A 23,070-nucleotide genomic window follows, 5' to 3' on the forward strand; every position below is an offset into this window, starting at 1 on the left:
GCTCCAGTCGTCCTCGTTCAGCACGGTGAGGGCACCACCACCGGTGTGCACGCCACCGTTCGGCTTGTCCTTGCCGTTGTCGTCGTCGTCCTTGCCGTTGTCGTCGTCGTCCTTGCCGTTGTCGTCGTCGTCCTTGCCGTTGTCGTCGTCGTCCTTGTCCTTGCCGTTGTCGTCGTCGTCCTCGTCGTCGTCCTTGTCCTCGTCGTCGTCCTTGTCCTTGCCGTAGCCGGAGTCCTTGTCGGAGTCCTTGTCCTTGTCCTCGTCCTTGCTGTAGGAGTCGTCCTTCTCCTTGCTGTAGGAAGAGTCGTCGTCCTTGTCCCAGTCACTCGCGGTGACGGCATAGACGCCGGGTGCGGCAATCGCGAGAGCGGCCGTAGCCGTCGCAGTAGCGAGAAGCATGCGGGCAGAGCGCATTCCTGGAGTCCTTCCGCCGCAGCCAGGCCGCTGACTCCTTGTCAGCTCGTGAGAACCCGGCCTCGACATGATTTACCGTCAGCCCGTCCCGCCCCGCGCACCACTCGAGCCGCTCAACCGGACCACTCCCGCGCGCGTCGCAACCCAACCCCCACTCGCTTCCCCGCAGCGGATCAGAGCGCTCTGAACTGGCATTTCGGCGTGGACCAGCCGTCACAGCCCAGCCGGCGCCGCGCGTCAGGCATAACCCGATCGGTCGCAACACGACTGCACGTACGTCGTCCTTCGACCGCACGCACATTCGCCCCCTCCACCACCGACCACAGGCTCAGCCACGTCGCGGGCCCCGGGACGGTCTCGCGGTCCCGCACGCCGGCCGTCGGCCTCCGGACAGGGCATGAGAGGCTCCTCAGTCAACTCCGCTTCCCGCCTTCTCGAACTGGGGCTCACTCAGCCGGGTACGGCTATCACTTCCGCGCGGTGGGTCGCACCAGCAGGCTGGCCGACGCGGTCGCCAGCAGCAGCCCCGCCGCGATCAGCAGGCTGACGCGCATGCCGTGCACGAAAGTCGCCTGGCTCGCGACGAGGTGGCCGAAGACCGCCACGGCCAAGGCGCCGCCGAGCTGGCGGCAGGTGTTGAGCACGCCGCTCGCCGTGCCGGCGCGGTTGGCCGCGACGTTGTCCAGCAGCACCGCCGTCAGCGCCGGCACGGCCAGCGCGCCACCGATGCCGACAGGGACCATCAGCAGGGCCATCACCCAGGTCGCCGTCGACCGGGGGACCACGCACAGCACCGTCAGGCCCACCGCCATGAAGAAGAGCCCGAAGGCGATCGGCACCCGTGCGCCGAACTTCTCGGCGGCCCGGGCGGCCACCAGGTTCATGAACGCGGTCACGATGGTCATCGGCAGGAACGTAAGGCCCGTGGCCAGCGACGACAGGCCGCGCAGCTCCTGGAAGTACAGGCTGAAGACGAAGACCAGGCCGTAGAAGCCGACGGTGAAGGAGAAACCGCCGAGCAGCGGGATCACGACGTTCCGGGAACGGAACATGTCCAGCGGCACCATCGGGTGCTTCCCGCGTGCCTGCGCCAGCACGAACACGACCAGGGCGACCACCGCCGCCACCAGCGCGACCAGCACCCGCGGCTCTCCGAAGCCGTCGGCGCCGGCCTCGATCACCCCGTAGGTCAGCCCGCCCATGGCCACCACCGCGGCGATCTGCCCGATCCAGTCGAACGGCGTGTCCTGGCACGGCGAGCGCGCGATGCGGGTGAACAGCAGCAGCACCAGAACGCCTACCGGCAGGTTGACGAAGAAGATCGCCCGCCAGCTGAGTTCGGTCAGGAAACCGCCCACCACCGGTCCGGCGGCGGAGGCGACCGCGGCGCCCATCGCCCAGATCGCGATGGCGCGGGCCCGCTTGGCCGGGTCCTGGTAGGCCTCGCGGATCAGGGCCATGGACGCCGGAAGCATCACGGCCGCCCCCACGCCCTGCACCAGCCGCGCCCCGACCAGCACAGCCAGGGTGGGCGCAAGACCGCAGGCCACCGAGGCGGCGATGAACAACGCGAACCCGGCCCCGTACCCCCGACGTGCGCCGATCCGATCGGAGAGCGCGCCCGAGGACAGCAGCAGGGCGGCGAACATCAGCGTGTAGCCGTCCATCACCCACTGCAGGCCGGTGATGCCGCCGCCGAGGTCGTCGCTGATCGATGGCAGTGCGACGTTCACGACCAGGGCGTCGAGGGTGATGACGAAGAAGCCGAGTACGGCCGCCGCCAACGCCGCACGGGCGCCGGAGATGCTGGGGCCCGAGACCTCGCCGAGCGGTTGTCCGGCAGGCGTGAGAGGGACGGGCATGGAGAGCTCCTGCGCGAGGAGAGGGACCTTCAGCGAGCTGCCAGCCTGCTGTCCGCGCTGGAACTCCGGCAGAGCACGGTGTTCCGGGGAGCGACACGCCCCCACACACACGTCTGTCGCGCGGGTCCCGGCCTCGCGAGACCGGAGGTCATGACCGGTGAGGACCCTGCTCAGGGCTGGATGAGCACCTTCAGCGCCTCGCGGTCGGCCATCGCCCGGTAGCCGTCCGGCACCTCGTCCAGGCCGACCGTGCGGTCGAACACCCGGCCCGGCTCGATCCTGCCGTCGAGGACGTCGGGCAGCAGCTCTTCGATGTAGGCGCGGGCGGGTGCCACCCCGCCGGTGAGCGTGATGTTGCGCATGAACACCTCGAACCCGATCGGACCCTGCGGATACTGCGGGGCGCCGACCCGGCTGACCACGCCGCCGTCCCGTACCACCCCGAACGACGTCTCCAGCGCCGGCAACGTGCCGACACACTCCAGCACGGTGTGCGTACCGTCACCGCCGGTCAGTTCCCGAACCCGCTCGATGCCCTCCTCACCGCGCTCGGCGACGACATCGGTTGCGCCGAAGTCGCGGCCCAGGGCGGTACGGCCCTGGTGCCGGCCCATCAGGATGATCCGCTCCGCGCCCAGCCGCCTGGCGGACAGCACCGCCGACAGCCCGACCGCACCATCGCCGACCACCGTCACCGTCGTACGCGGATCGACCCCCGCCGTCACCGCACAGTGGTGCCCGGTGCAGAACACGTCCGACAGGGACAGCAGCGAGGGCAGCAGCGCGGAGTCCTCGCCGACCGGCAGCTTCACCAGCGTGCCCTGCGCCTGCGGCACCCGCACCGCCTCGCCCTGGCCGCCGTCCACACCGTCCGCGGCCCAGAAGCCCCCGTGCCGGCACGAGGTGTGCAGACCCTCGGCGCAGAAGTCGCAGGTGTTGTCCGCCCACACGAAGGGCGCGACCACCAGGTCACCGGACTTCAGCCCGGACACCTCCGAGCCGATGTCCTCCACCACGCCGAGGAACTCATGGCCGATGCGTTCACCGTTCTCCGTGGCCGGCCGCGACCCGTAAGGCCACAGGTCGCTGCCACAGATACAGGAACGCACCACCCGCACGACGGCGTCCGTGGGCTGCTGGATCTTCGGATCCGGCACATCCTCGACACGCACGTCACCGGCACCGTAAATCAGGGTTGCTCGCATGGGATCTGTCCGATCAGGTCGCCGAGCCCGGTCCGAAATGACGGGGAATGCAGGGATTCATCACCCTCAAAAAAGGGGCATTCCCGGCCATTCGAAAATTATCGGCCTCGACGTCACAGCTCGCACTCCCACGCGGTTCGCCCTCAGGTCGCAGGGTCGAACCAGGCGGGTGCGTCCGACTGTGCCTGCTTGATCCGGAACAGCCCGGCCTCGTTCAGCTGCGGCAGGGCGTCCACCGCGAACCAGCCGACCTCCAGCGACTCGTCGTCGTTGACGCGCGCCTCGCCGCCGACGGCCCGGCACCGGAACGTGATGTCCATGAACTGGCAGATGTCACCGTTCTCGTAGGTGATCGGGTCCAGTGCCTGGACGAGGACGACGCGCTCGACGACGCATCGCACCGCCGTCTCCTCGAAGACCTCTCGTACGGCACAGGCCGCGGGCTGTTCACCCGGGTCCGGGATGCCCGCGATGACCGCCCACTTGCGGGTGTCGGAGCGCCGGCCCAGCAGCACTCTGCCCTCGTCGTCGAAGACGACGGCGGCGACTCCGGGAAGCCAGAGCAGCTGCTGGCCCGCGGAGGCCCGGACGGTGCGGATGAAGTCAGGAGTAGCCATGGACCGACCCTAACGGCACGAGGGCCTCGCTCCGTTGAGGTCGCCGTCCTGGACGCCGCTGCCCCGGCGTGCGCGGACCACCGTCGCCACGGCCCAGCCGAGCCCGCCCGCCGCGACCAGCACCAGGAGCATCTCGGGCAGGATCCCGAGGCGCGTGGCGGGGGTCTCGGAGGAGCGCAGCGGTACCTTCTGGACCAGCGAGTCCGCCACGAACATCCCGGTCTTCTGGGTGATCTTCCCGTCGGGCATGATGACGGCGCTGACACCGCTCGTCACCGGCACCGTGACCGTGCGGCTGTGCTCCACGGCGCGGATGCGGGACATCGCGAGCTGCTGGTAGGTCATCTCGCTGCGGTCGAACGTCGCGTTGTTGCTCGGCACCGAGATGATCTGCGCGCCGTCGGTGACGGTGTCGCGCACGGCCCAGTCGAAGGCGGCCTCGTAGCAGGTGGCGAGACCGACCTGGGTGCCCGCCAGGGTGAACACGCCCGGCTCGGTGCCACGGCTGAAGTCCTGGCGCACCATGGTCGTCCAGTCCTTGTTGATGGCGCCGAGCAGGGAGCGCAGCGGAAGGTACTCGCCGAACGGCTGGACCTGTCGCTTGTCGTACGTGTCCAGGGGGCCCTTGTCCGGGTCCCACAGAATCTGCTCGTTGTAGAGCTTGCCGCCCCGCTCGACGACGCCACCGACCGAGATGGGCGCCCCGATCGCCTTGGCCGCGCCGTCGATCACGGCGCGCGCGTCGGCGTTGGCGAACGGGTCGATGTCGGAGGAGTTCTCCGGCCACAGCACGAAGTCGGGCTGCGCGACCTTGCCCGCCTCGACCTCGGCGGCCAGCCGCTCGGTCTCGCGCACGTGGTAGTCGAGCACGGCACGCCGCTGGGCGTTGAACTCGAGCCCCGCGCGCGGCACATTGCCCTGGATGAGGGCGACGGTCGCCGTCCCGTCCTCGGCCTTGTCGCTCACCAGCGAACGCGCGGCGAGCGCTCCCACGACGGGAACGGCCACGCTGAGCAGCGCCACCGCGGCAGCTCCGCGCCGTACGACTCCGGTACGTCGGCCGTCGACGGCCTGGCGCACGATCTCGTACAACCCGAAGCCGCAGAGCACGACCGCGAAGCCGAGCACCGGAGTGCCCCCCAACGCGGCCAACGGAAGGAAGACCCCGTCCGCCTGGCCGAAGGCGATCTTTCCCCAGGGGAAACCGCCGAAGGGCGCACGCGCGCGTGCCGCCTCGCCCGCTGTCCATATCGCCGCCGCCCACACCGGCCAGGCGGGCAGCCGGGACACGAGGGTGATGCCGGCGCCGACGAGCGCGACGTACACCGCTTCCACGGCGACGAGCGCCAGCCACGGGCCGGGGCCGACCTCGACACCGGTCCACACGAGCAGCGGCAGCAGGAACCCGAGGCCGAACAGATAGCCGAGGCCGAGGCCCGCCTTCCAGGTGCGGCCGCGCAGGGTCCAGCCGAAGACCGCGAAGGCCGGCAGGGCCAGCCACCACAGGGTGCGCGGCGGAAAACTGACGTAGAGCAGCACCCCGGAGAGCGCCGCGGCGGCGGCCGGAGCGTATCGCCGCGCCAGTCGGACCCCACGCGAGGGGGGCGCGGCCTGGGGTTCGAGCTGTTCCGGCTCGTCTACGGAGGTTGCGGTGGCGGTCACTCCGGGAGTGTACGGCGCGTGACCTGGGCGCCGACAGCGCGGTCCGCACCGTGAACCCCGACAGCAGGCCCCGACAGGCACGGTGCTCCGTGCCACTGGGGCGGGGCAGTCCGTGGGCTACCGCTGCGCCGTATCGTTCCTGCGCAACTCATCCACAAACCGGCGCATCAGCCGTTACGGTGTGCCCGAGCCTTAGCCGTGCGGCCGGATGCGACCGCGACGGTCGGGGCCCGTCACAGGTCGGGGGGCGACGGGGTGGGGTCCACGGGGACGGTGTCCGCGGCCGGTTCAGCGGCCGCGGGCGAGAGACGAAACGTTTCGGACGCGGCGGGTGTGATGGTGCTCGGGGCCTGTGCGGTCTGGTCCTTGATCACGGCGGCCGCCCAGGGCGGGCGGCCCGAGGGCGTCCTTCTTGCGGTGCTCGCGGTCGCCGCCGGATATGCCTCGGGCCGGATCCTGGGAGCGGTCCTGCCGGTCGCCGCCCCCTGCGCCGGGGCTCTCGCCGGCCTCGGCCTCGCGCTCACCGCCGCGCACACCACCCCGGACCCGCCGACCACGGCGTCGCTCGGGAACGCCGGGGCCACGGCCGCGCTGCTGGCCCTGTCGACCGGGGCGGTGTGCTGCGCGGCCTGGGCGGCACGCCCGCCGATGCTGCGTCTCGCACTGCGCCTGTCGGCTGTCGGAATCGTGGTGACCGCCGCGGCCCTCGGCTCGGCCACGGGATGCGCCGCCGGCGCCGGGGTACTGCTGTGCTCGCTCGCCGCCGATCGCCTGCGCCGCCGCGCGCTGGGACTCGCGGGCCTCGCGCTCGGCGCGGCCCTGGTGACCGGGGCGACCTGGGCGATCGCCGGGAACGCGCTCCCCCGCGGCCTGCCCGCCTCCCTGGAGGGGCTCCTCACCCAGCACCGGGTGCTGCTCTGGCAGGACGCGCTCCACCTGGCCCGGCAGAGTCCGGCACTGGGCGCGGGGCCCGGGCGCTACGGGGAGCTGAGTCCGACGGTCACGCAGTCTCTGCTGCCCGGCACAAAGCCCCACTCCGCTCCGTTGCAGCAGGCTGCCGAGCAGGGTGTGGTCGGCGTGGCCCTGCTCGCCGCGGTCTTCTGCTGGGTCCTGTACGCGCTGTGGCGTTCGCCCTGTCCCACGCCGATCGCGCTCACGGCGGGCGCCGCCCTGACGGCACTGTCCACCATCGCGTCGGTGGGCAACGCGCTGAGCTTCACCACGGTGACGGCGGGCGCGGGTCTGCTCGCCGGGCTCGCGACGGCACGGCCCTGGGTGGATGCGGAAGCGGCAGATGTCCTGGACGCGGACGAGCGTCCCTGGAGCGACCGGCCGGAGGCGTGACGCCCGTGGCCCCCTAGGGGGTGCCGTTTGGATCACCCCGGATCCGCGACGCCTGGCACGGCACCTCGCCGCGTTGTCGCATCACCCGGGTACGCCCCCAGTACGTGGGTAATGCACCGCACCAAGCGCCGCGGCCTGATTCCGAGGTGATCCAAACGACGCCCCCGAGGTCAGACCGCGGCGCCGGGAGGACCGGTCGGCCGCAGTCGGTCGCGGATGATCCGGACCGCCGCCTCCGCGTTGTCCACCGTGAACGTGAACGTGTGGCCGTCGCCGAGCTGGAGCACCACACCCTCGCCGCGCCGGACGATGACGGCGGTGCCCTTCTCGGGACGCCAGCGGTAGCCCCAGCCGCCCCACTGCCACGGAGTGACGCGGGGCGCGAAGTCGGCGCCGACGACATGCGAGAGCGGAATACGGCGGCGCGGCAGACCGATATGGCCGCAGCGCACCTCGAGGGAGTCCTCGTCGACCTTCACGGCGACGTGCACGAAGGCGAGCGTTCCGAAGAGGATGAGCAGCCCTGCCGCGATGCAACCGACGACGGACATGGCGAGCGCGGCGACGCCCCACGTCCACTCGGAGTCGACGGCCAGCACGATGCCGAGCGCGATGCAGGCGGCCCCACCGAGCGCCGGCAGCCACTGGACCCGATTGGTCGCACTCCCGGTCCAGACATCGGGGTGCGAGGCGTCTTCGCTCTGGGGGTGGTCCCTCATACCTAAGAGACTACTCAGGTTCCGCAGGGCGGGCACCAGCTTGCGGAACGTAACTGCTCCGGGTGGCGGGTGCGCGCACGGAAGGCGTTCGGGCGGTCACCGATGGTCAGCGTACGGGGCTGACCGCCTGCAGGAAGCGACCTTCCCCGTACGCCAGTGCGGTCTCGGACAGCGCGCCCTCGTGACCACTGAGGAGCACCGTGAGGGAGCCCTCGGCAGGGGCCTCCGTGTTCGGAGATGCGCCGATCCTGCGCAGCGCCTGGGCTGCGACCGCCCCGGCGGAGCCGTGCAGGACGAGCGGCGGGAGGCCTGGCTGCTGCACGGCCTCGCGGATGCGGTCGGCGACCAGCTCGTAATGGGTGCAGCCCAGGACGACGGCCCTTACATCGTGCGGGGTGCGGGCGGCGGCCGCGGCGATCGCGGCGTCGATGGCAGTCTGGTCCGCGTGCTCCACGGCGTCCGCGAGCCCGGGGCAGGCCACCTCGGTCACGGCCACGCCGTCCGCGAACTCGCGGATGAGCCCCCGCTGGTAGGGACTGCCGGTGGTGGCGGGCGTGGCCCAGATCGCGACGGGTCCGCCACCGGCCGCGGCCGGCTTGATCGCCGGGACCGTGCCGATGACGGGCACCTCTGGCTCCAGGCGGGCGCGCAGCGCGGGCAGGGCGCGCACGGAGGCGGTGTTGCAGGCGACGATCAGTGCGTCGGGCCGGTGCTCCGCGGCCGCCTCGGCGACGGCGAGGGCGCGCTCGGTCACGTCCTCGGGAGTGCGGGGTCCCCAGGGCATGCTGTCGGGGGCCGAGGAGAGGACGAGATCTGCGTCGGGACGCAGCCGACGCACCACGGCAGCAGCCGCGAGCAGCCCGATTCCGGAGTCCATGAGCGCGATCTTCACCCGGTCACCTTAGACGATCCGCCGCGACGGGCCGCCGGGGTGGGGCAGACTACGGAGCGTGAGTGCCATCGTGTGGACCGCTGTGGGATCACTGGCCGCCTGGCTGTGGCTACTGCTCGGCCAGGGCTTTTTCTGGCGTACGGATGTGCGATTGCCGCCGCGCCGGGAGCCGGACGACTGGCCGTCCGTGGGTGTCGTCGTACCGGCGCGGGACGAGGCCGGCGTCCTGCCCGAGAGTCTGCCTTCGCTCCTCGCGCAGGACTATCCGGGGCGGGCCGAGGTCTTCCTCGTCGACGACGGCAGTTCGGACGGCACCGGGGAACTGGCCCGTGAGCTCGCTCGCCGGCACGGCGGGCTGCCGCTCACCGTGGACTCGCCCGGGGAGCCACCCGCGGGCTGGACCGGCAAGCTCTGGGCCGTACGCCACGGAATCGGCCTGGCACGCGCGCGTGGACCCGAATATCTGCTGCTGACGGACGCGGACATCGCCCATGCTCCGGACAGCCTGCGGGAGCTGGTGGCCGCGGCGCGCACCGGCGGCTTCGACCTCGTCTCCCAGATGGCGCGGCTGCGCGTGGAGAGCGTGTGGGAGCGGCTCGTCGTGCCCGCCTTCGTCTACTTCTTCGCGCAGCTCTATCCCTTCCGCCGGATCGCCGTATGGGGCTCACGCACGGCGGCCGCGGCGGGCGGCTGCGTGCTGCTGCGCACGGACGCCGTCGAGCGGTCGCGGATCCCGGACGCCATCCGGCATGCCGTCATCGACGACGTGGCGCTCGCGAGGGTGGTCAAAGGCAACGGGGGCCACATCTGGCTGGGGCTGGCCGAACGGGTCGACAGCGTGCGCCCCTATCCGCGGCTGCACGACCTGTGGCGCATGGTCTCGCGCAGCGCGTACGCCCAGCTGCGGCACAACCCCCTGCTGCTGCTCGGTACGGTCCTCGGCCTCGCCGTGGTCTATCTGGTGCCGCCGGTCGCGCTCTTCGCGGGCCTCGCCATGGGGAGTGCGGGGGCCGCGGTGGCCGGGGGGCTCGCGTGGCTGCTGATGACGGCGACGTATCTGCCGATGCTGCGCTACTACCGGCAGCCGCCGTGGCTCGCTCCGTTGCTGCCGGTCACCGCGTTCATGTACCTCCTCATGACGGTCGATTCCGCGGTGCAGCACTACAGGGGACGTGGCTCGGCCTGGAAGGGCCGCACCTACGCGCGCCCGAACCCCGTCGTCGACGAGCGCTGACCGCTCACTTCCTGCCGGGGGTCCAGTTCATGCCCCAACCGTAGGCGTGGTCGACGGTGCGCTGCGGGCTCACGCCGCGCTCGGGGATCAGATAGCGGGCCTCTCGCTGGACGATCAGGTCGCCGCCGTTGCTGGTGATGAGCGCGAGGGCGCAGACGGTCGAGGGCACCGTGCACTCGTCGAGCGAGAAGTCGACCGGTGCGCCGTCGCGCGGCTGGAGGGTGACCGTGGCGTGCAGGTCGGCGAACGAGCGCGCCCCTTCGTAGATGGTCACGAAGATGAGGATGCGCCGGAAGCTCTGCTTGTGGTCGAGGTTGATGGTGAGGTTCTCGCCGCTCGCCACGGATCCGGTGCGGTCGTCCCCGTCGAGGTGGATGTACGGCGGCTGGTGCAGCGCCCCGAAGGCGTTGCCGAGCGCCTGGACGACTCCCTTGCGGCCGTCGGACAGCTCGTACAGGGCGCAGAGGTCGAGGTCGAGATCCGCGTGTGTCGCAAGGGCCCGGCCCCGCTTGCTGCCCCACCCCGAGAACTGCTTGCGCGTCTGCCAGTTGAGGTTGACCCTCATGGCACCCGACGTGCCGCCCTGCTTGGCAAGCGAGACCGAGGGAGCCTCCTTGGTGAGGGTGACCTTGGAGAGGCGTACCGGCGCCGGAGGAGGCGTGGGCGGCGTCGCGTGCTGCGGCTCGTCCACGGTGATGCCGTAGTCCGTCGCGAGCCCTTCCAGCCCGCTGCTGTACCCCTGTCCGACGGCGCGGAACTTCCAGGCACGCTGGCGACGGTAGAACTCGCCCAGCACGAAGGCGGTCTCGACGGTCGCGTCCTCGCTGTCGAAGCGCACGACCTCGGTGCCCTGCCGCGCGTCGAGCACCCGGATGTACAGACCGGGCACCTGCCCGAAGGTGCCGCCGTCCGCGGACGCGGCCAGCACCACGGTCTCGATCGCGGGCTCCACGCGCGCGAGGTCGACGAGCAGTGTGTCGGTCACCTGGCCGCCCGCGTCCCGCTTGCCCTCGTGCCGCACGGCGCCGGAGGAGTGCGCCGGCTGGTTGTAGAAGACGAAGTCGCTGTCGGAACGCACCCTCCCGGACACCAGCAACAGCGCCGAGGCGTCCGCGTCGGGCACTCCACGTCCCGAACGCCAGCCCATTTCGACGCGCAGCCCGCCCGTCGGCACCGGCACATTCGAACCTTTAGGCATTGACATGTCTGCCCCCATCACGTGTCACCGCATCAGACCGTGCCGCGGGTCGTCCCTCGATCCCGTTCTTGACAAAGCTATTCCCCCTGGCGATGAACTCCCATGGCCGACCCCGGAAGACCGCTCGTCAACCGCCGGTAACCCCCTGGGAACTCGGCCTTTACACGATCTGAACGCGGTTTGACGCCCTTTTTTGCCGAGTTCGCTCGCATTGGGGATCCCGCGTCACTGCCGACACGGAAAACAACCCTCTTATCGGTCTCCCCAACCAGCACATCGTGGGCTTAACTTATGTGCCATGACCTCCCCCCGCTCCACCTATGGCGGCGGTTACTACTCCGCGCCGTCCTTCCCGGACACCCCGATCTACGATTCCCTCGTCGCCGAGCGGGGCACTCCCCAGATCGCCCCGATCCGCGTTCCCGCCGCCTACGACACGGGCAGCAGCTATCTGCCCGCGCTCCCGTCGGCGCTTCCCGCCCTGCCTGCCGGGCCCTCCCAACAGGCACCCGCGTACGGCTACCCGCAGGCCCAGCAGCCCGCACCGCTGCAGCAGGCGCCCGCGCCCTACATCCCGCAGCAGACCGCCGGCCCGCGCGGCTTCCCGGGTGTCCAGCAGCAGCAGCAGCAGCCGCAGCGCCCGATGGCGGCCGGCACGGGCTACGAGGCGATGCGCCCCGCGGCTCCCCGCCCCACCCCGGCTCCCTACCAGGATCCGTACAACGGTCAGCAGTACCGCGGCTACTGAGGCGTTCACACCGGTTTGTCGGTGTCTGCTGGCACGATGGCGTCATGGGGAACGCGGAACTGCACTCGATTCATGTCCATCCGGTCAAGGCGTTCCGGGGCCAGTCGCCCCGGGAAGCCGTCGTGGAGCCCTGGGGGCTGGCCGGAGACCGACGCTGGGTACTGATCGACGACGGGGGAAAGGTCGTCACCCAGCGCCAGCAACCACGCCTGGCACTGGCCGCCGCCGAGCTGTTGCCCGGCGGCGGCGTACGTCTGTCCGCTCCCGGCCGTGAGCCGGTGACCGTGCCCGTGCCCGTGCCGGAGCCGATCGGCACCACGACGCTGGACGTTTTCGGCGACAAGGTGGAAGGCGTCCTCGCCGACGGCACCGCACACGCATGGTGCAGCGACTATCTGGGGGCCCAGGTGCGCCTCGTCCACATGGACGATCCCGCCACCCGCAGACCGGTGAACCCCGCGTACGCGCGCCCGGGCGAGACCGTCAGCTTCGCCGACGGCTATCCGCTGCTGCTCACCACGCTCGCCTCGCTGGACGCGCTCAACTCCTGGATCGCTCAAGGTGATCGCGCGCATGAGGGCCCCCTCCCGATGAACCGCTTCCGGCCGAACGTGGTGGTGGCGGGCACGGCCGCCTGGGCCGAGGACGACTGGACCCGGATCGCCATCGGCGAGGTCTCCTTCCGGGTCGCCAAGATGTGCGGCCGCTGTGTCGTGACCACCACCGACCAGGGCACCGCCGAGCGCGGCAAGGAGCCCCTGCACACCCTCGGCCGCCACCGCCGCTTCGGTTCCAAGCTGATCTTCGGGCAGAACCTGGTTCCGCAGTCCCCCGGCACGGTGCGGATCGGCGATCCGGTCACGGTCCTCGGATAACCCGCGGGATCGGGGCCCTGCAGTCCGTGTGATCCCCTTGCGCGAATGGGCCCGCCCGCGGGGAACCCGGCCCCCTGGCACGGTCGTTGGGACTGTGTGAGAAGTTCATGAAAGGCCCCTCGGGAGGGTGATTTCGCTCTCTCTTCCCCGGGCTCGCGCGTGAACGGCTCCGCCGGGGGTTATCACGGACGCGGAAGGGGGTGCGGACGGTGCGCGCTATCGGCGGACTCTGGCGCTGGCGGCACAATCCGCTGCGTCGCACGACCGATCTGGTCGAGGCCTGGCTGGCCCTGCTGGCCGTCCTGCTGATCCTCGTCGTCGCGCCCCTGATCGGCGTCGTCACCGGAGCGGTGGCCGAGGACGCGCTCCAGCAGTCCGTCCGGGACCAGCGCCAGGCCCGTCACGAGGTGACGGCCACCGTGGTCAAGAAGGTGGGCCAGGCACCGCTGGACCCCGATCCCGAGGCCTCGTCGGCGCGGAGCCCGCACACCCGCGTGCTCGCCGACTGGACCGCACCGGACGGCTCCACGCATCACGGCAAGGTGATGGCGGCCCTCAAGTCCCCGCATCCCGGCGACCACTTCGCCCTCTGGACCGATCAACACGGCGCGATAGTCGGCCGCCCGCTGGACCCGGCCACCGCGACGACGCACGCCGTGCTGGCGGGGTTCGGCGCGGCCCTCATGACCGCGGGGCTCCTGGAAGGCAGTCGGCGTCTGATCGTCTGGCGCATGGTCCGTCGCCGGTACGCCCGTTGGGATCAGGCATGGGACAAGGCAGGCCCGGACTGGGGCAGGACCGGCACCGGCAGCTGACCGCCTTCCGGCTCCGGTCAACCAGCCGTCCCCACGCACGCTACGGTGGACCGGCCGAACTCTTCGGCACCGTCGTGAGAGGCTGTCCGTGATCCCGACGGGCTTTCACGACGGCCTCGCAGGACCCGCGTACGACGAGGTGGGGGCACAACAGCGCCATGGCACAGGGCACGGTCCAGGTGACGCACACCGGCACCTCGCGGTGGCGGCGCCGCACGGGTGAGTACGCATCGCTGGCCGCCGCCCTGGAGGCGGCGAGCGACGGCGATGTGCTCACCGTCGCTCCCGGCACCTACCGGGAGAACCTCGTGGTCCAGAGCGCGGTGACGCTGCGCGGTCCCGAGGGCTCCCCCGGCTCCGTGCGCATCGCGCCGGTGGACGGAGTGCCGTTGACCCTGCGCGCCTCCGCCGTGGTCCAGGACCTGCATGTGGAGGGCCAGGACTCGGCCGCGCCCGCACTGCTCGTCGAGGACGGCACGCCGGAGTTGCTGGACCTACGCATCGTCACGCGGTCCGCGGCCGGGATCGAGGTGCGCGGCGGCGCGCGCCCGACCGTGCGCCGCTGCACGGTCGACAATCCGGCCGGCGTCGGCATCGCCGTACTGGACGGCGCCGGCGGTGTGTTCGAGGAGTGCGAAGTCGTCGCGGCCGGGCAGTCGGGCGTCGCGGTCCGCGGCGGCGGCCATCCCCGTCTGGAGCGTTGCCGGGTGCACCACGCCTCCGGCGCGGGCCTGTCCGCGATGGGCGAGAACTCGTCGCTGGAAGCGGTCGGCTGCGAGGTGTACGAGATCAAGGGCTCCGGGGTGCAGATCACCGCGCGAGCCACGGCTCATCTCACCGACTGCGATGTGCACCGTACGACCGCGGACGGCGTCACGCTGGACACGGACGCCGTGCTCACGCTCGCCGACTGCCGCATCCACGACATCCCGGAGAACGCGGTCGACCTGCGCTCCCGCTCGGTCCTCACCCTGACCCGCACGAGCGTGCGGCAGTTCGGGCGCAACGGCCTGTCGGTCTGGGACCCGGGCACCCGCGTGGACGCCAACCAGTGCGAGATCTTCGACAGCACGGGCGACTACCCCGCGGTCTGGGTCAGCGACGGCGCGACCGCGGTGCTGGAGTCGTGCCGGGTGCACGACGTGCCGGACGCCCTCTTCGTCCTCGACCGCGGTTCACGCGTGGACGTCGTCGACAGCGACCTCTCCCAGGTGCGGAACACGGCTGTCTCGGTGAGCGACGGCGCGACCGCGCAGCTCGACGACTGCCGCATCCGGGACGCCGCGACCGGCGCCTGGTTCCGCGACCACGGCAGCGGCGGAACGCTGTCCGGCTGCACCGTCGACGGCACGCAGACCGGCGTGATCGTCACCAAGGGCGCCGACCCCACCATCGAGCGCTGCACGGTCGACTCGCCCGCGGAGGCGGGCTTCTACGTCTCGGCGGGTGGCCGCGGCACCTTCCACCACTGCCGGGTGACGGGCAGCGGGGGCTACGGCTTCCATGTCATCGACGGCTGCCGGGCGACGCTGAAGAAGTGCCGTACGGAGCGATGCTCGCGCGGGGGTTACGAGTTCGCCGACGGCAGCAGTGCGCCCGGCGCGGGGCAGGGTCCCCTGGTCGAGGACTGCACGAGCGACGAGAGCACCGGCCTGCGGCCCCCGGCGCACGAGACGGCCGTACAGACGTCGAGCCCCTCCTCGAGCCTGCTGGGCGCGGTCCCCGGCCAGCGCAGCACCGAGCAGGAGCCGCTCGTCACCGCCCCCGAGCCCGAAGAGCCGGCCCGCCCGTCGAAGGCCGTCCTCGGTGAACTCGACGCGCTGGTGGGCCTGGAGAGCGTCAAGCGCGAGGTGCGAGCCCTCACCGACATGATCGAGGTGGGCCGCCGCAGGCAGCAAGCAGGGCTCAAGGCGGCGTCCGCCCGGCGTCATCTGGTCTTCACGGGTTCTCCCGGCACCGGCAAGACGACGGTCGCCCGGCTGTACGGCGAGATCCTCGCCTCGCTCGGCGTCCTGGAGAAGGGCCATCTCGTCGAGGTGTCCCGGGTGGATCTGGTCGGCGAGCACATCGGGTCCACGGCCATCCGCACCCAGGAGGCGTTCGACCGGGCCCGCGGCGGTGTGCTGTTCATCGACGAGGCGTACGCGCTGTCGCCGGAGGACTCGGGCCGCGACTTCGGCCGCGAGGCCATCGACACCCTCGTGAAGCTGATGGAGGACCACCGGGAGGCGGTCGTGGTGATCGTCGCGGGCTACACGGCCGAGATGGAGCGGTTCCTCACGGTCAACCCCGGTGTGGCGTCCCGCTTCTCACGGACCATCACCTTCAGCGACTACCTCCCCGAGGAACTGCTGCGGATCGTGGAGCAGCAGGCCGAGGAGCACGAGTACAACCTGGCGCCCGGCGCGTCCGAGGCGCTGCTGAAGTACTTCACGGCCATCCCCAAGGGGCCGGCGTTCGGCAACGGCCGCACCGCGCGGCAGACCTTCGAGGCGATGGTCGAGCGGCACGCGGGGCGGGTCGCCCAGCTCGACGAGCCGAGCACGGACGACCTCACCCTCCTCTACCCGGAGGATCTGCCGGAGCTGCCCTGAGGGGCGCCGTCGTCCTGCGCACGCGGGGCCGGGACGTCCGGTGCCAGCCGCGCCAGCAACCGTGCGCGCTCCTCGGCGAAGGCCGGGTCCGCCTGGTAGTCGGAGTGTCCGAGAATCGGCGAGGGCAGCGGGTGCTGTTCCGTGCGTCCATGGGCCAGCGGGTCCTTCAGGGGTTCATGGTCGACCTGGGGACCGCAGTCGCCGGGCAGCCGTACGGGGCCGCCGATGGGGTCGGTGAGGCGGAACAGGTTGCGCCAGCAGTCGACCTCGCGGTGCAGGGAGGTGAGGGCGGCCGGGCCGAAGTGGGCCGGGAACCAGCGTCCGTAGAGCCGTTCCAGCGGTGAGCCGTAGGTGAGCAGCGCGACCCGCTTGCGTACCTGCGTCGGCAACTGCCAGGCCGCGGCCGCCGCCAGCACACTGCCCTGGGAGTGGCCCGAGAGCACGAGCCGCCCGCCGGTGGCACGGGTCCAGGTGACCATGCGCCAGGTCAGGTCGGGCACGGCGCGCTCGGCGTAACAGGGCGGCGCGAAGGGGTGGGCGGCGCGCGGCCAGAAGGTGCCGACGTCCCAGAGGATGCCGATGGTCCGGCGGGCCGCGGGGTCCTTGTACGCGCGGCGCCCCCAGGTGACGAGCAGGATGAAGCCGAGGCCGATCAGCCAGGACCCGAGCGCCTGCGCGGTTTCGGCGGTGCCTTGGACGACGGCGTACGACCCTCGCGCGGCCTGGGCCGGAGTGTCCCCCGTCGTCAGGGCGCCCACCAGGGCCGCGGTGCCGAGGAGCAGGGTCACGGACGAGGTGATCCCGACCATGAGCGGCGCCCGGTCGGTGAGGGTGGCCATCGCGCGCGTGCTCGCGATGCGGCGGGTGCGTGCGGGGTCCTTGGGCTCTCCCTTGTAGTCGAGTTCGTCGTCGGTCTCGTAGTCGCGTTCCACCGAGCCCATCTCCCGGCTCCGCAGCTGCCAGGTGCGCCGGGCCAGCACGCCGCAGAGGCCGAGGAGCACGATGAGCGTCGGCGGGATCACGGACGCCTGCCAGGTCAGCAGGACGGGCGGGCCCGGCAGCGAGCCGCGGGTGCCGTCGAGCCAGTCGGCGACGCGCTGGGCCACCCCGCCGGACATCACTCCGCCCAGGGCGCAGGCCAGCATCGCGACAGCGGGTCCGCCCAGACCGCGCATGGCGGTGCGCGATTCGGGACGGGTGCGGTACAGCACGCGGGCCACCACGCCGAGCGCGATGACAAGCACACCCTGGACCAGGGCAAGGCCACCGAAGGTCATGTCGCCGGGCAGCCGCCCCTCCGATTGCCAACCGGGCCGCGACCATCCCGCGTACAGCAGAGTCAGGACGAGCAGGACGACCGAGCTCGTGGGCAGCCGTCGCACCAGGGCCGCGTCCAGTTCCCGGTCCAGCCGGTGCTCGCTGCGCCCGCGGCGGCAGACCACCCACAGCACAACGACCGCGCCCACGACGAGGGTCGCGTTCAGGAGCAGGCCGAGAATGTCGAGCACTGCCGGGTCCGCGGGCTCGCGGTCGTAGCGGGCCGCCGGGCCGCCGACCGCCGCGGTGACCGTCAGCAGAGCCGCGGCGGTGTGCGCGGCGCGCAGCCGGGCCACCAGGCGGCGCCCGTACCAGAAGCCGGGCCTGCCGAGCCCGGTGCGGCCGGTCTCCTCGTCGGGCTCAGCACTGCGGGACAGCGGCCGCTGGGACTCGTACGCGCTCCAGGTGCGGTGCGACAGGTACCACAGCAGGCCCGTGAGCCCCGCGGGCACCAGGCAGGCCAGGGCCAGTCTGCGGCCGGGCTGACTCCACCAGCCGTTGCCGGACACGTACGGCGAGAGGAAGCCCAGCCAGGAGTGTTCCTCTGCGCACGCGCGCGTGCCCGCGCACTGCCAGGCGGCCAGGTCGAGGGCGACCTCGCAGGCGGCCGCGACCAGCAGCACCGTCAGGGTGAGTCCGGCCAGGCGCACGAGCAGGCCGTACAGGCGCACCGTCCGCTGCCGGCCGCGGGTGGCGGGGCGCATCCAGTGGGCGAGGTTGACGACCATGAACGGCAGCAGCAACAGCCACAGGGCACGGGTGCCGTTGCCGGACGTGAGGTTGCACCACACGTAGGCCTCGGGCACCGGTTTGCCCCGGTAGTCCTCGGGGCGCCGCTCCGCATCGGCGTCGTCGAGGCGCCGGTGGACGGCCGCCGTGTCGTCGCCGCTGATCCGGACCGTCCGCGGATCGTCCAGCATCTCCTCGGGTGTGGTGCCGCCGACTCCATGGACCAGCAGTTCGAGGGCGGTATCGGCCTCTTCGGGCCGCTGCGCGGGGCCGCTGAGATCTCCCGCCGAGGCATGTTCCCGTGCACGCTCCACTGTTCTGCACTTCCCCCGTGCCGCGCGTATGGACTGTGTCCTGTGCAGGCACAAGGATCTCCGCTCAGGGGTGCCCGCACACCTGTGATCACGGAATCTCCCCGATACGCGTGACAGTGACGCAACGGTTGGGGCTCGGTGTGCGTACGGGGAGTGGCGCGACTGTCGGCGGCCCGTGCGAGGATGGGGCCTCCTCCAGACCTCGGACAAGGAGAATGTCCACGTGGGAGCGGGTGCGGACGGAGTGTCGGGTGGCGTGGGGCGAAAGGACCGGAGCGGACGTGAGTGAGAATCAGAACCTCCTCGCGGAGCAGCGCCGCGCACTGATCCTCGACGAGGTGCGGCGCCGGGGTGGCGTCCGGGTGAACGAGCTGACCCGCAAACTCGGTGTCTCCGACATGACGGTCCGTCGCGACCTCGATGCCCTCGCCCGTCAGGGCATGGTGGAGAAGGTGCACGGCGGCGCGGTGCCGGTGGTCGAGGCGAGCACGCACGAGCCGGGATTCGAGGCCAAGTCGGGGCTGGAGCTGACCGCCAAGGAGGACATCGCGCGCGCCGCCGCCGAGCTGGTCGCACCGGGCACGGCGATCGCGCTCTCGGGCGGTACGACGACATACGCACTGGCCCATCGGCTCCTGGACGTGCCGGACCTGACCGTGGTCACCAACTCGGTGCGCGTGGCCGACGTCTTCCACGCGGCGCAGCGTGTCGCCGGTCAGCGGCAGGGCGCGGCCACGGTCGTCCTGACGGGCGGAGTGCGCACCCCGTCCGACTCCCTGGTCGGCCCCGTGGCCGACCAGGCCATCGAATCGCTCCACTTCGACGTGCTGTTCCTGGGAGTGCACGGAATATCGGTCGAGGCGGGTCTGTCGACGCCGAACCTGGCGGAGGCCGAGACCAACCGGCGGCTGGTGCAGTCCGCGCGGCGTGTCGTCGTGGTAGCCGACCACACCAAGTGGGGCACGGTGGGCCTGAGTTCGTTCGCCGCGCTGGAGCAGGTCGACACCCTGGTCACCGACGCCGGGCTGCCGACCGCGGCCCGCGCGGAGATCTCCGAACACCTGAGGCGCCTGGTGGTCGCCGGTGAACCCGGGGACGATACAGACATCTGACGGTCCGCCAGCTATGGTGACGCTGCTCGTGCGGCACCCGTGTCGCGGACGCGTTCCGGTCATCGTCCGCTTCCGCCCTGTGCTCCGTTCCCACAAAGGGGTTCGTCCATGGCACACCGTCTGCGCCCACTGGGACTCGACTTCGCCGAGACCGCTCCCGTACGTCTGGTGTTCGCCCGCGAGGTGACCGCTCCGCCCGAGGCGGTCTTCCGGGCGCTGGCCGAGGATGTGCCCGGCTGGGCCTCGTGGTTCCCGGCGGTGACACTCGCCCGACCGACCGGGGACGGCACCGGGCGCGAGGTCCGGCTCAGGGGCGGCACGCGTTTCCAGGAGACGGTCCTCGCGGCGCAGGCTGCCGAGGTGTACGCGTACCGGGTGGACGTCTCGAACGCGCCCGGAGTCCGTGCCCTGGTCGAGGAGTGGCGGCTGACGCCGGCCGGGAAGGGCACCCGGATCCAGTGGACCTTCGCGGCGGACGGCTCAGCTCCATTCCGACTGGCCCTGAAACTGGGCCGGGCGGGCCTGGGCCGCGCCTTCCGCGACGCGGTCACGGCACTGGACCGACGGCTGGCGTCGACGCACGCGTGATGTCACCGTCCACGCGCGCGTGAACAACTGACCGTCAGTACCGTCAGTTCGGCCAGACGCCGGTCTCCAGCAGCGACGCGATCGCCGCCGTGTAGGGCGCGATGTCCAGCCCCTGTTCGGCCAGCCACCCGTCCGAGTAGTACTTGTCCAGATAGCGGTCCCCGGGGTCGCACAGCAGCGTCACCACGCTCCCCGTACGCCCCTCGGCCACCATCTCGGCGATGATCTTCAGGGCGCTCCACAGACCGGTGCCGGTCGAGCCGCCCGCCTTGCGGCCGATGGCCTGTTCCAGCGCCCGTACGGCCGCGACGCTCGCGGCGTCCGGCACCTTCATCATGCGGTCGATGGCGCCGGGCACGAAGCTGGGTTCCATGCGCGGCCTGCCGATGCCCTCGATGCGCGAGCCGCAGTCGCAGGTGACGTCCGGATCGCCGGTGGTCCAGCCCTCGAAGAAACACGAGTTCTCCGGGTCGGCGACGCAGACGCGGGTGTCGTACTGCATGTAGTGGACATAGCGCGCGAGGGTCGCCGAGGTGCCGCCGGTGCCTGCCGTGGCGACGATCCACGCGGGCTCCGGGAAACGCTCCAACTCCAACTGGCGGAAGATGGATTCGGCGATGTTGTTGTTGCCGCGCCAGTCCGTGGCCCGTTCCGCGTAGGTGAACTGGTCCATGTAGTGGCCGCCGGTCTCTACCGCGAGGGCGGCGGACTCCTCGTACATTCTGCGCGAGTCGTCCACGAAGTGGCACCGGCCGCCATGGAACTCGATCAGGCGGCATTTCTCGGCGCTCGTCGTGCGGGGCATGACCGCGATGAAGGGCACGCCGATGAGCTTCGCGAAGTAGGCCTCGGAGACGGCCGTCGAGCCACTGGACGCCTCGATCACCGGGCGGCCAGGCCGGATCCAGCCATTGCACAGGCCGTACAGGAACAGAGAGCGGGCGAGCCGATGCTTGAGGCTGCCGGTGGGGTGGGTCGACTCGTCCTTCAAGTACAGGTCGATGCCCCATTTCTCGGGCAGCGGGAAGCGCAGCAGATGCGTGTCGGCCGAGCGGTTGGCGTCGGCCTGGACCTTGCGGACGGCCTCTTTGAGCCAGGCCCGGTATTCCGCGTCACTGTGATCGACATCGAGGGTTTCACCGGTCCGGATCTGCTGAGGGGTGCTCACGCCGGGGCTCCTTACAGGTCGCGCCGACACCGGTTCAGAGGGTCGGACACCTCGATCATAGGCGCCTGCCACACGCTCCTCACCTGCATAAACACACCTTTGAGCACCTCAAAGGCACCCTGGAGCAGGGGTGTCCGAAGCGCTGGGGGCGCACCCGGGCGAGTGCTCCCGTCCCCGCCGTCACCTCGTCATGCGCACTGGTGCTCGCCGCTGCCTGCGGGCAGACTGCACCGAACGGACGCTGCCGGCGTCCGACCGCACCGCGCGGGACGACACTTTCCGGCGGGTGCACACTGGATCACGACTCACGCGGGATTGCGGGACACAGCACAGCCGCAGCGCACAAGGGGGCGGGGCATCATGGCGGAGCCGGAGTTCACGGCCACGGGCGTGCGGATCGGGAAGAGGCTGCGTTCGCTCACCCGGGCCGGGCAGGTCCGGATCAGCGACGGCAGGCTGCAGTTGCTCACGAGTTACGGCAGCGAGATCGACAGTGCGCCGGTGCAGGCGGTGCGCGCGTCGAAGCCCTGGTTCGCACCGGAGGACCGGGCGTCGGCGGACGTCAACGGCACGCGCTACTCACTCACGCTCGGCGAGCACGATCCCGCCCCCGGCAAACCAGGGCCGCCCTCGGCGCGCCGGTTCATAGAGGCGGTACGCAAGGCGGCGGGGCGCAGCGACTGAGGCGGCCGGCGCACGGCGGTCGGGGCGGTCGGGGCGGTCGGGGCGGTCGGCGCACGGTGGCTGAGGCAGTCGCGAAGACAGCTGAAGCGGTCGGCGCGCGGCGCAGCTCCATCAGCCGCCGCGCGACAGTCGAGGCAGCCGCCAAGACAGCCGAAGCGCTCGCCACACGACAGCTCAGTCGGTCGCCGCGCGACGGCCGAAGTGGGAGCCCACCGGATGCGGATCCCGCGACGATCCAAGCGGGAGCCACATCCGCCGACCGTGCCGCGAGTTGCGGGACCGCACCCCCTCAGTCACTCTGGTCTCACATCACCATCACTCTGGGTTCACCGGCGATAACGCTGCGAATCAGCCCGCCGGCACTACAGCAGGCGGCCGTTGCACTCAGCCACTCTGCTGGATCCGATCTCCGTCTTCTTCCGGACCTCAATTCGGGGAGTCGCAGCCGTGATCAGCCAGCCAAACAGGCATTGCACGGTGGAGCTCCAAGCCCTGCCGTCGCGGATCGGCCAGGTCCGCAGAATCGTCTCTGCACAATTGCGCTACTGGCATCTGGACCCCTTGATAGACCGTGCCGCGCTCGGAGTGACCGAGCTGTTGACCAACGTCCACCAGCACGCGCAGCCGGACAAGCTGTGCACCGTGGAGATCGAGCTGCTGCTCGATCGGCTCACGGTCTCGGTGCACGACCATGACCCCCGCCTGCCCGAAGTACAGGACGCGGACCCCACGGCCACCTGCGGACGTGGCCTCGCGATGGTCGCCGCGGTGAGCGAGAGCTGGGGAGTGCGACCGGACGGCGAGTCGGGCAAGACCGTGTGGTTCACCCTTCCGGCTTCCTCACCCGCGGTGGCGGCGCCCGTCCGTCCGCCGTACGGGACGGCTCGCGAGACCACGCTCCGGCACAGCGTCGACACCCTCGACGGGCGTAGGCCCGAACACGCTCCCGCCCGGTCGGCCGTTGTCGGCTGACCGGGCG

The 23,070-nt window shown here is 71.3% G+C and carries 19 protein-coding genes and 1 pseudogene; 10 read left to right on the forward strand and 10 right to left on the reverse strand.

All coding sequences use genetic code 11. The features are described 5' to 3' along the window. The 5 genes and pseudogenes from ACX28W_RS40345 to lnt all read right to left on the reverse strand — a co-directional run. Nucleotides 1-399 (reverse strand): annotated as a pseudogene (locus ACX28W_RS40345) (DNA primase); the annotation flags it as partial. A gap of 482 nt (nucleotides 400-881) precedes the next feature. After that, nucleotides 882-2,276 carry an MFS transporter gene (locus ACX28W_RS40350; RefSeq protein ID WP_459005103.1) on the reverse strand — a complete coding sequence of 465 codons (1,395 nt, stop codon included), beginning with the start codon at nucleotides 2,274-2,276 and terminating at the stop codon, nucleotides 882-884. A 170-nt stretch (nucleotides 2,277-2,446) separates the two neighbouring features. Further along, nucleotides 2,447-3,481 carry a zinc-binding dehydrogenase gene (locus ACX28W_RS40355; RefSeq protein ID WP_459005104.1) on the reverse strand — a complete coding sequence of 345 codons (1,035 nt, stop codon included), beginning with the start codon at nucleotides 3,479-3,481 and terminating at the stop codon, nucleotides 2,447-2,449. Between the two features lie 143 nt (nucleotides 3,482-3,624). Next, nucleotides 3,625-4,098, reverse strand: coding sequence for an NUDIX hydrolase (locus ACX28W_RS40360; protein ID WP_459005105.1), 474 nt, complete (start codon nucleotides 4,096-4,098; stop codon nucleotides 3,625-3,627). A 9-nt stretch (nucleotides 4,099-4,107) separates the two neighbouring features. Then, nucleotides 4,108-5,760 (reverse strand): apolipoprotein N-acyltransferase, encoded by a 1,653-nt coding sequence (lnt, locus tag ACX28W_RS40365; protein ID WP_459005106.1) that lies wholly within the window; start codon nucleotides 5,758-5,760, stop codon nucleotides 4,108-4,110. A 336-nt stretch (nucleotides 5,761-6,096) separates the two neighbouring features. Here lnt and ACX28W_RS40370 point away from each other — a divergent pair, with 336 nt between their 5' ends. Then, a complete protein-coding gene (locus ACX28W_RS40370; RefSeq protein WP_459005107.1) occupies nucleotides 6,097-7,104 on the forward strand; it encodes an O-antigen ligase family protein in 1,008 nt (335 codons plus the stop codon). 170 nt (nucleotides 7,105-7,274) lie between these two features. Here ACX28W_RS40370 and ACX28W_RS40375 read toward each other — a convergent pair whose 3' ends face one another. Then, a complete protein-coding gene (locus tag ACX28W_RS40375; RefSeq protein WP_362074936.1) occupies nucleotides 7,275-7,823 on the reverse strand; it encodes a hypothetical protein in 549 nt (182 codons plus the stop codon). A 106-nt stretch (nucleotides 7,824-7,929) separates the two neighbouring features. Continuing rightward, nucleotides 7,930-8,715, reverse strand: a complete 786-nt coding sequence (locus ACX28W_RS40380; protein WP_459005108.1) for a glutamate racemase — start codon at nucleotides 8,713-8,715, stop codon at nucleotides 7,930-7,932. A gap of 58 nt (nucleotides 8,716-8,773) precedes the next feature. Here ACX28W_RS40380 and ACX28W_RS40385 point away from each other — a divergent pair, with 58 nt between their 5' ends. Beyond that, entirely contained in the window at nucleotides 8,774-9,949 is a 1,176-nt protein-coding gene (locus ACX28W_RS40385; protein WP_459005109.1) for a glycosyltransferase, read from the forward strand. A 4-nt stretch (nucleotides 9,950-9,953) separates the two neighbouring features. Here ACX28W_RS40385 and ACX28W_RS40390 read toward each other — a convergent pair whose 3' ends face one another. After that, nucleotides 9,954-11,147, reverse strand: coding sequence for a TerD family protein (locus tag ACX28W_RS40390; protein WP_459005127.1), 1,194 nt, complete (start codon nucleotides 11,145-11,147; stop codon nucleotides 9,954-9,956). A 298-nt stretch (nucleotides 11,148-11,445) separates the two neighbouring features. On the opposite strand from ACX28W_RS40390, the gene ACX28W_RS40395 reads away from it, so the two are divergent. From ACX28W_RS40395 to ACX28W_RS40410, 4 genes are all read left to right on the forward strand, one after another. After that, the gene (locus ACX28W_RS40395; RefSeq protein WP_459005110.1) at nucleotides 11,446-11,895 is read left to right on the forward strand and encodes a DUF6643 family protein; all 450 of its coding nucleotides are present in this window, start codon (nucleotides 11,446-11,448) and stop codon (nucleotides 11,893-11,895) included. A gap of 44 nt (nucleotides 11,896-11,939) precedes the next feature. Further along, entirely contained in the window at nucleotides 11,940-12,770 is an 831-nt protein-coding gene (locus ACX28W_RS40400; protein WP_459005111.1) for an MOSC domain-containing protein, read from the forward strand. A gap of 209 nt (nucleotides 12,771-12,979) precedes the next feature. Further along, a complete protein-coding gene (locus ACX28W_RS40405) occupies nucleotides 12,980-13,585 on the forward strand; it encodes an Rv1733c family protein (protein WP_459005112.1) in 606 nt (201 codons plus the stop codon). A 158-nt stretch (nucleotides 13,586-13,743) separates the two neighbouring features. Beyond that, entirely contained in the window at nucleotides 13,744-16,179 is a 2,436-nt protein-coding gene (locus ACX28W_RS40410) for a right-handed parallel beta-helix repeat-containing protein (RefSeq protein WP_459005113.1), read from the forward strand. Here ACX28W_RS40410 and ACX28W_RS40415 read toward each other — a convergent pair. Beyond that, entirely contained in the window at nucleotides 16,149-18,539 is a 2,391-nt protein-coding gene (locus tag ACX28W_RS40415; RefSeq protein WP_459005114.1) for a hypothetical protein, read from the reverse strand. The genes ACX28W_RS40410 and ACX28W_RS40415 overlap by 31 nt on opposite strands. Nucleotides 18,540-18,820: 281 nt before the next feature. Here ACX28W_RS40415 and ACX28W_RS40420 point away from each other — a divergent pair, with 281 nt between their 5' ends. Then, nucleotides 18,821-19,651 (forward strand): DeoR/GlpR family DNA-binding transcription regulator, encoded by an 831-nt coding sequence (locus ACX28W_RS40420; RefSeq protein WP_459005115.1) that lies wholly within the window; start codon nucleotides 18,821-18,823, stop codon nucleotides 19,649-19,651. 108 nt (nucleotides 19,652-19,759) lie between these two features. Next, nucleotides 19,760-20,239 carry an SRPBCC family protein gene (locus ACX28W_RS40425; RefSeq protein ID WP_459005116.1) on the forward strand — a complete coding sequence of 160 codons (480 nt, stop codon included), beginning with the start codon at nucleotides 19,760-19,762 and terminating at the stop codon, nucleotides 20,237-20,239. 43 nt (nucleotides 20,240-20,282) lie between these two features. Here the strand turns inward: ACX28W_RS40425 and cds1 are convergent, their stop codons facing one another. Beyond that, nucleotides 20,283-21,407 carry an L-cysteine desulfhydrase Cds1 gene (cds1, locus tag ACX28W_RS40430; RefSeq protein WP_459005117.1) on the reverse strand — a complete coding sequence of 375 codons (1,125 nt, stop codon included), beginning with the start codon at nucleotides 21,405-21,407 and terminating at the stop codon, nucleotides 20,283-20,285. A gap of 360 nt (nucleotides 21,408-21,767) precedes the next feature. Between cds1 and ACX28W_RS40435 the strand changes: the two genes are divergently transcribed. Next, complete coding sequence (locus ACX28W_RS40435) at nucleotides 21,768-22,091, forward strand: hypothetical protein (RefSeq protein WP_459005118.1); 324 nt, start codon at nucleotides 21,768-21,770, stop codon at nucleotides 22,089-22,091. A 447-nt stretch (nucleotides 22,092-22,538) separates the two neighbouring features. Further along, nucleotides 22,539-23,063 (forward strand): ATP-binding protein, encoded by a 525-nt coding sequence (locus tag ACX28W_RS40440; protein ID WP_459005119.1) that lies wholly within the window; start codon nucleotides 22,539-22,541, stop codon nucleotides 23,061-23,063. The last annotated feature ends 7 nt before the right edge of the window (nucleotides 23,064-23,070 follow it).

The organism is Streptomyces sp. SD15 (assembly GCF_054462255.1).

Bases quoted from the DNA above. Each gene is read 5' to 3' on its own strand.
- ACX28W_RS40350 (WP_459005103.1), bottom strand. From the start codon at position 2,276: ATGCCCGTCCCTCTCACGCCTGCCGGACAACCGCTCGGCGAGGTCTCG.
- ACX28W_RS40355 (WP_459005104.1), bottom strand. From the start codon at position 3,481: ATGCGAGCAACCCTGATTTACGGTGCCGGTGACGTGCGTGTCGAGGAT.
- ACX28W_RS40360 (WP_459005105.1), bottom strand. From the start codon at position 4,098: ATGGCTACTCCTGACTTCATCCGCACCGTCCGGGCCTCCGCGGGCCAG.
- ACX28W_RS40370 (WP_459005107.1), top strand. From the start codon at position 6,097: ATGGTGCTCGGGGCCTGTGCGGTCTGGTCCTTGATCACGGCGGCCGCC.
- ACX28W_RS40375 (WP_362074936.1), bottom strand. From the start codon at position 7,823: ATGAGGGACCACCCCCAGAGCGAAGACGCCTCGCACCCCGATGTCTGG.
- ACX28W_RS40390 (WP_459005127.1), bottom strand. From the start codon at position 11,147: ATGCCTAAAGGTTCGAATGTGCCGGTGCCGACGGGCGGGCTGCGCGTC.
- ACX28W_RS40395 (WP_459005110.1), top strand. From the start codon at position 11,446: ATGACCTCCCCCCGCTCCACCTATGGCGGCGGTTACTACTCCGCGCCG.
- ACX28W_RS40400 (WP_459005111.1), top strand. From the start codon at position 11,940: ATGGGGAACGCGGAACTGCACTCGATTCATGTCCATCCGGTCAAGGCG.
- ACX28W_RS40410 (WP_459005113.1), top strand. From the start codon at position 13,744: ATGGCACAGGGCACGGTCCAGGTGACGCACACCGGCACCTCGCGGTGG.
- ACX28W_RS40425 (WP_459005116.1), top strand. From the start codon at position 19,760: ATGGCACACCGTCTGCGCCCACTGGGACTCGACTTCGCCGAGACCGCT.
- ACX28W_RS40435 (WP_459005118.1), top strand. From the start codon at position 21,768: ATGGCGGAGCCGGAGTTCACGGCCACGGGCGTGCGGATCGGGAAGAGG.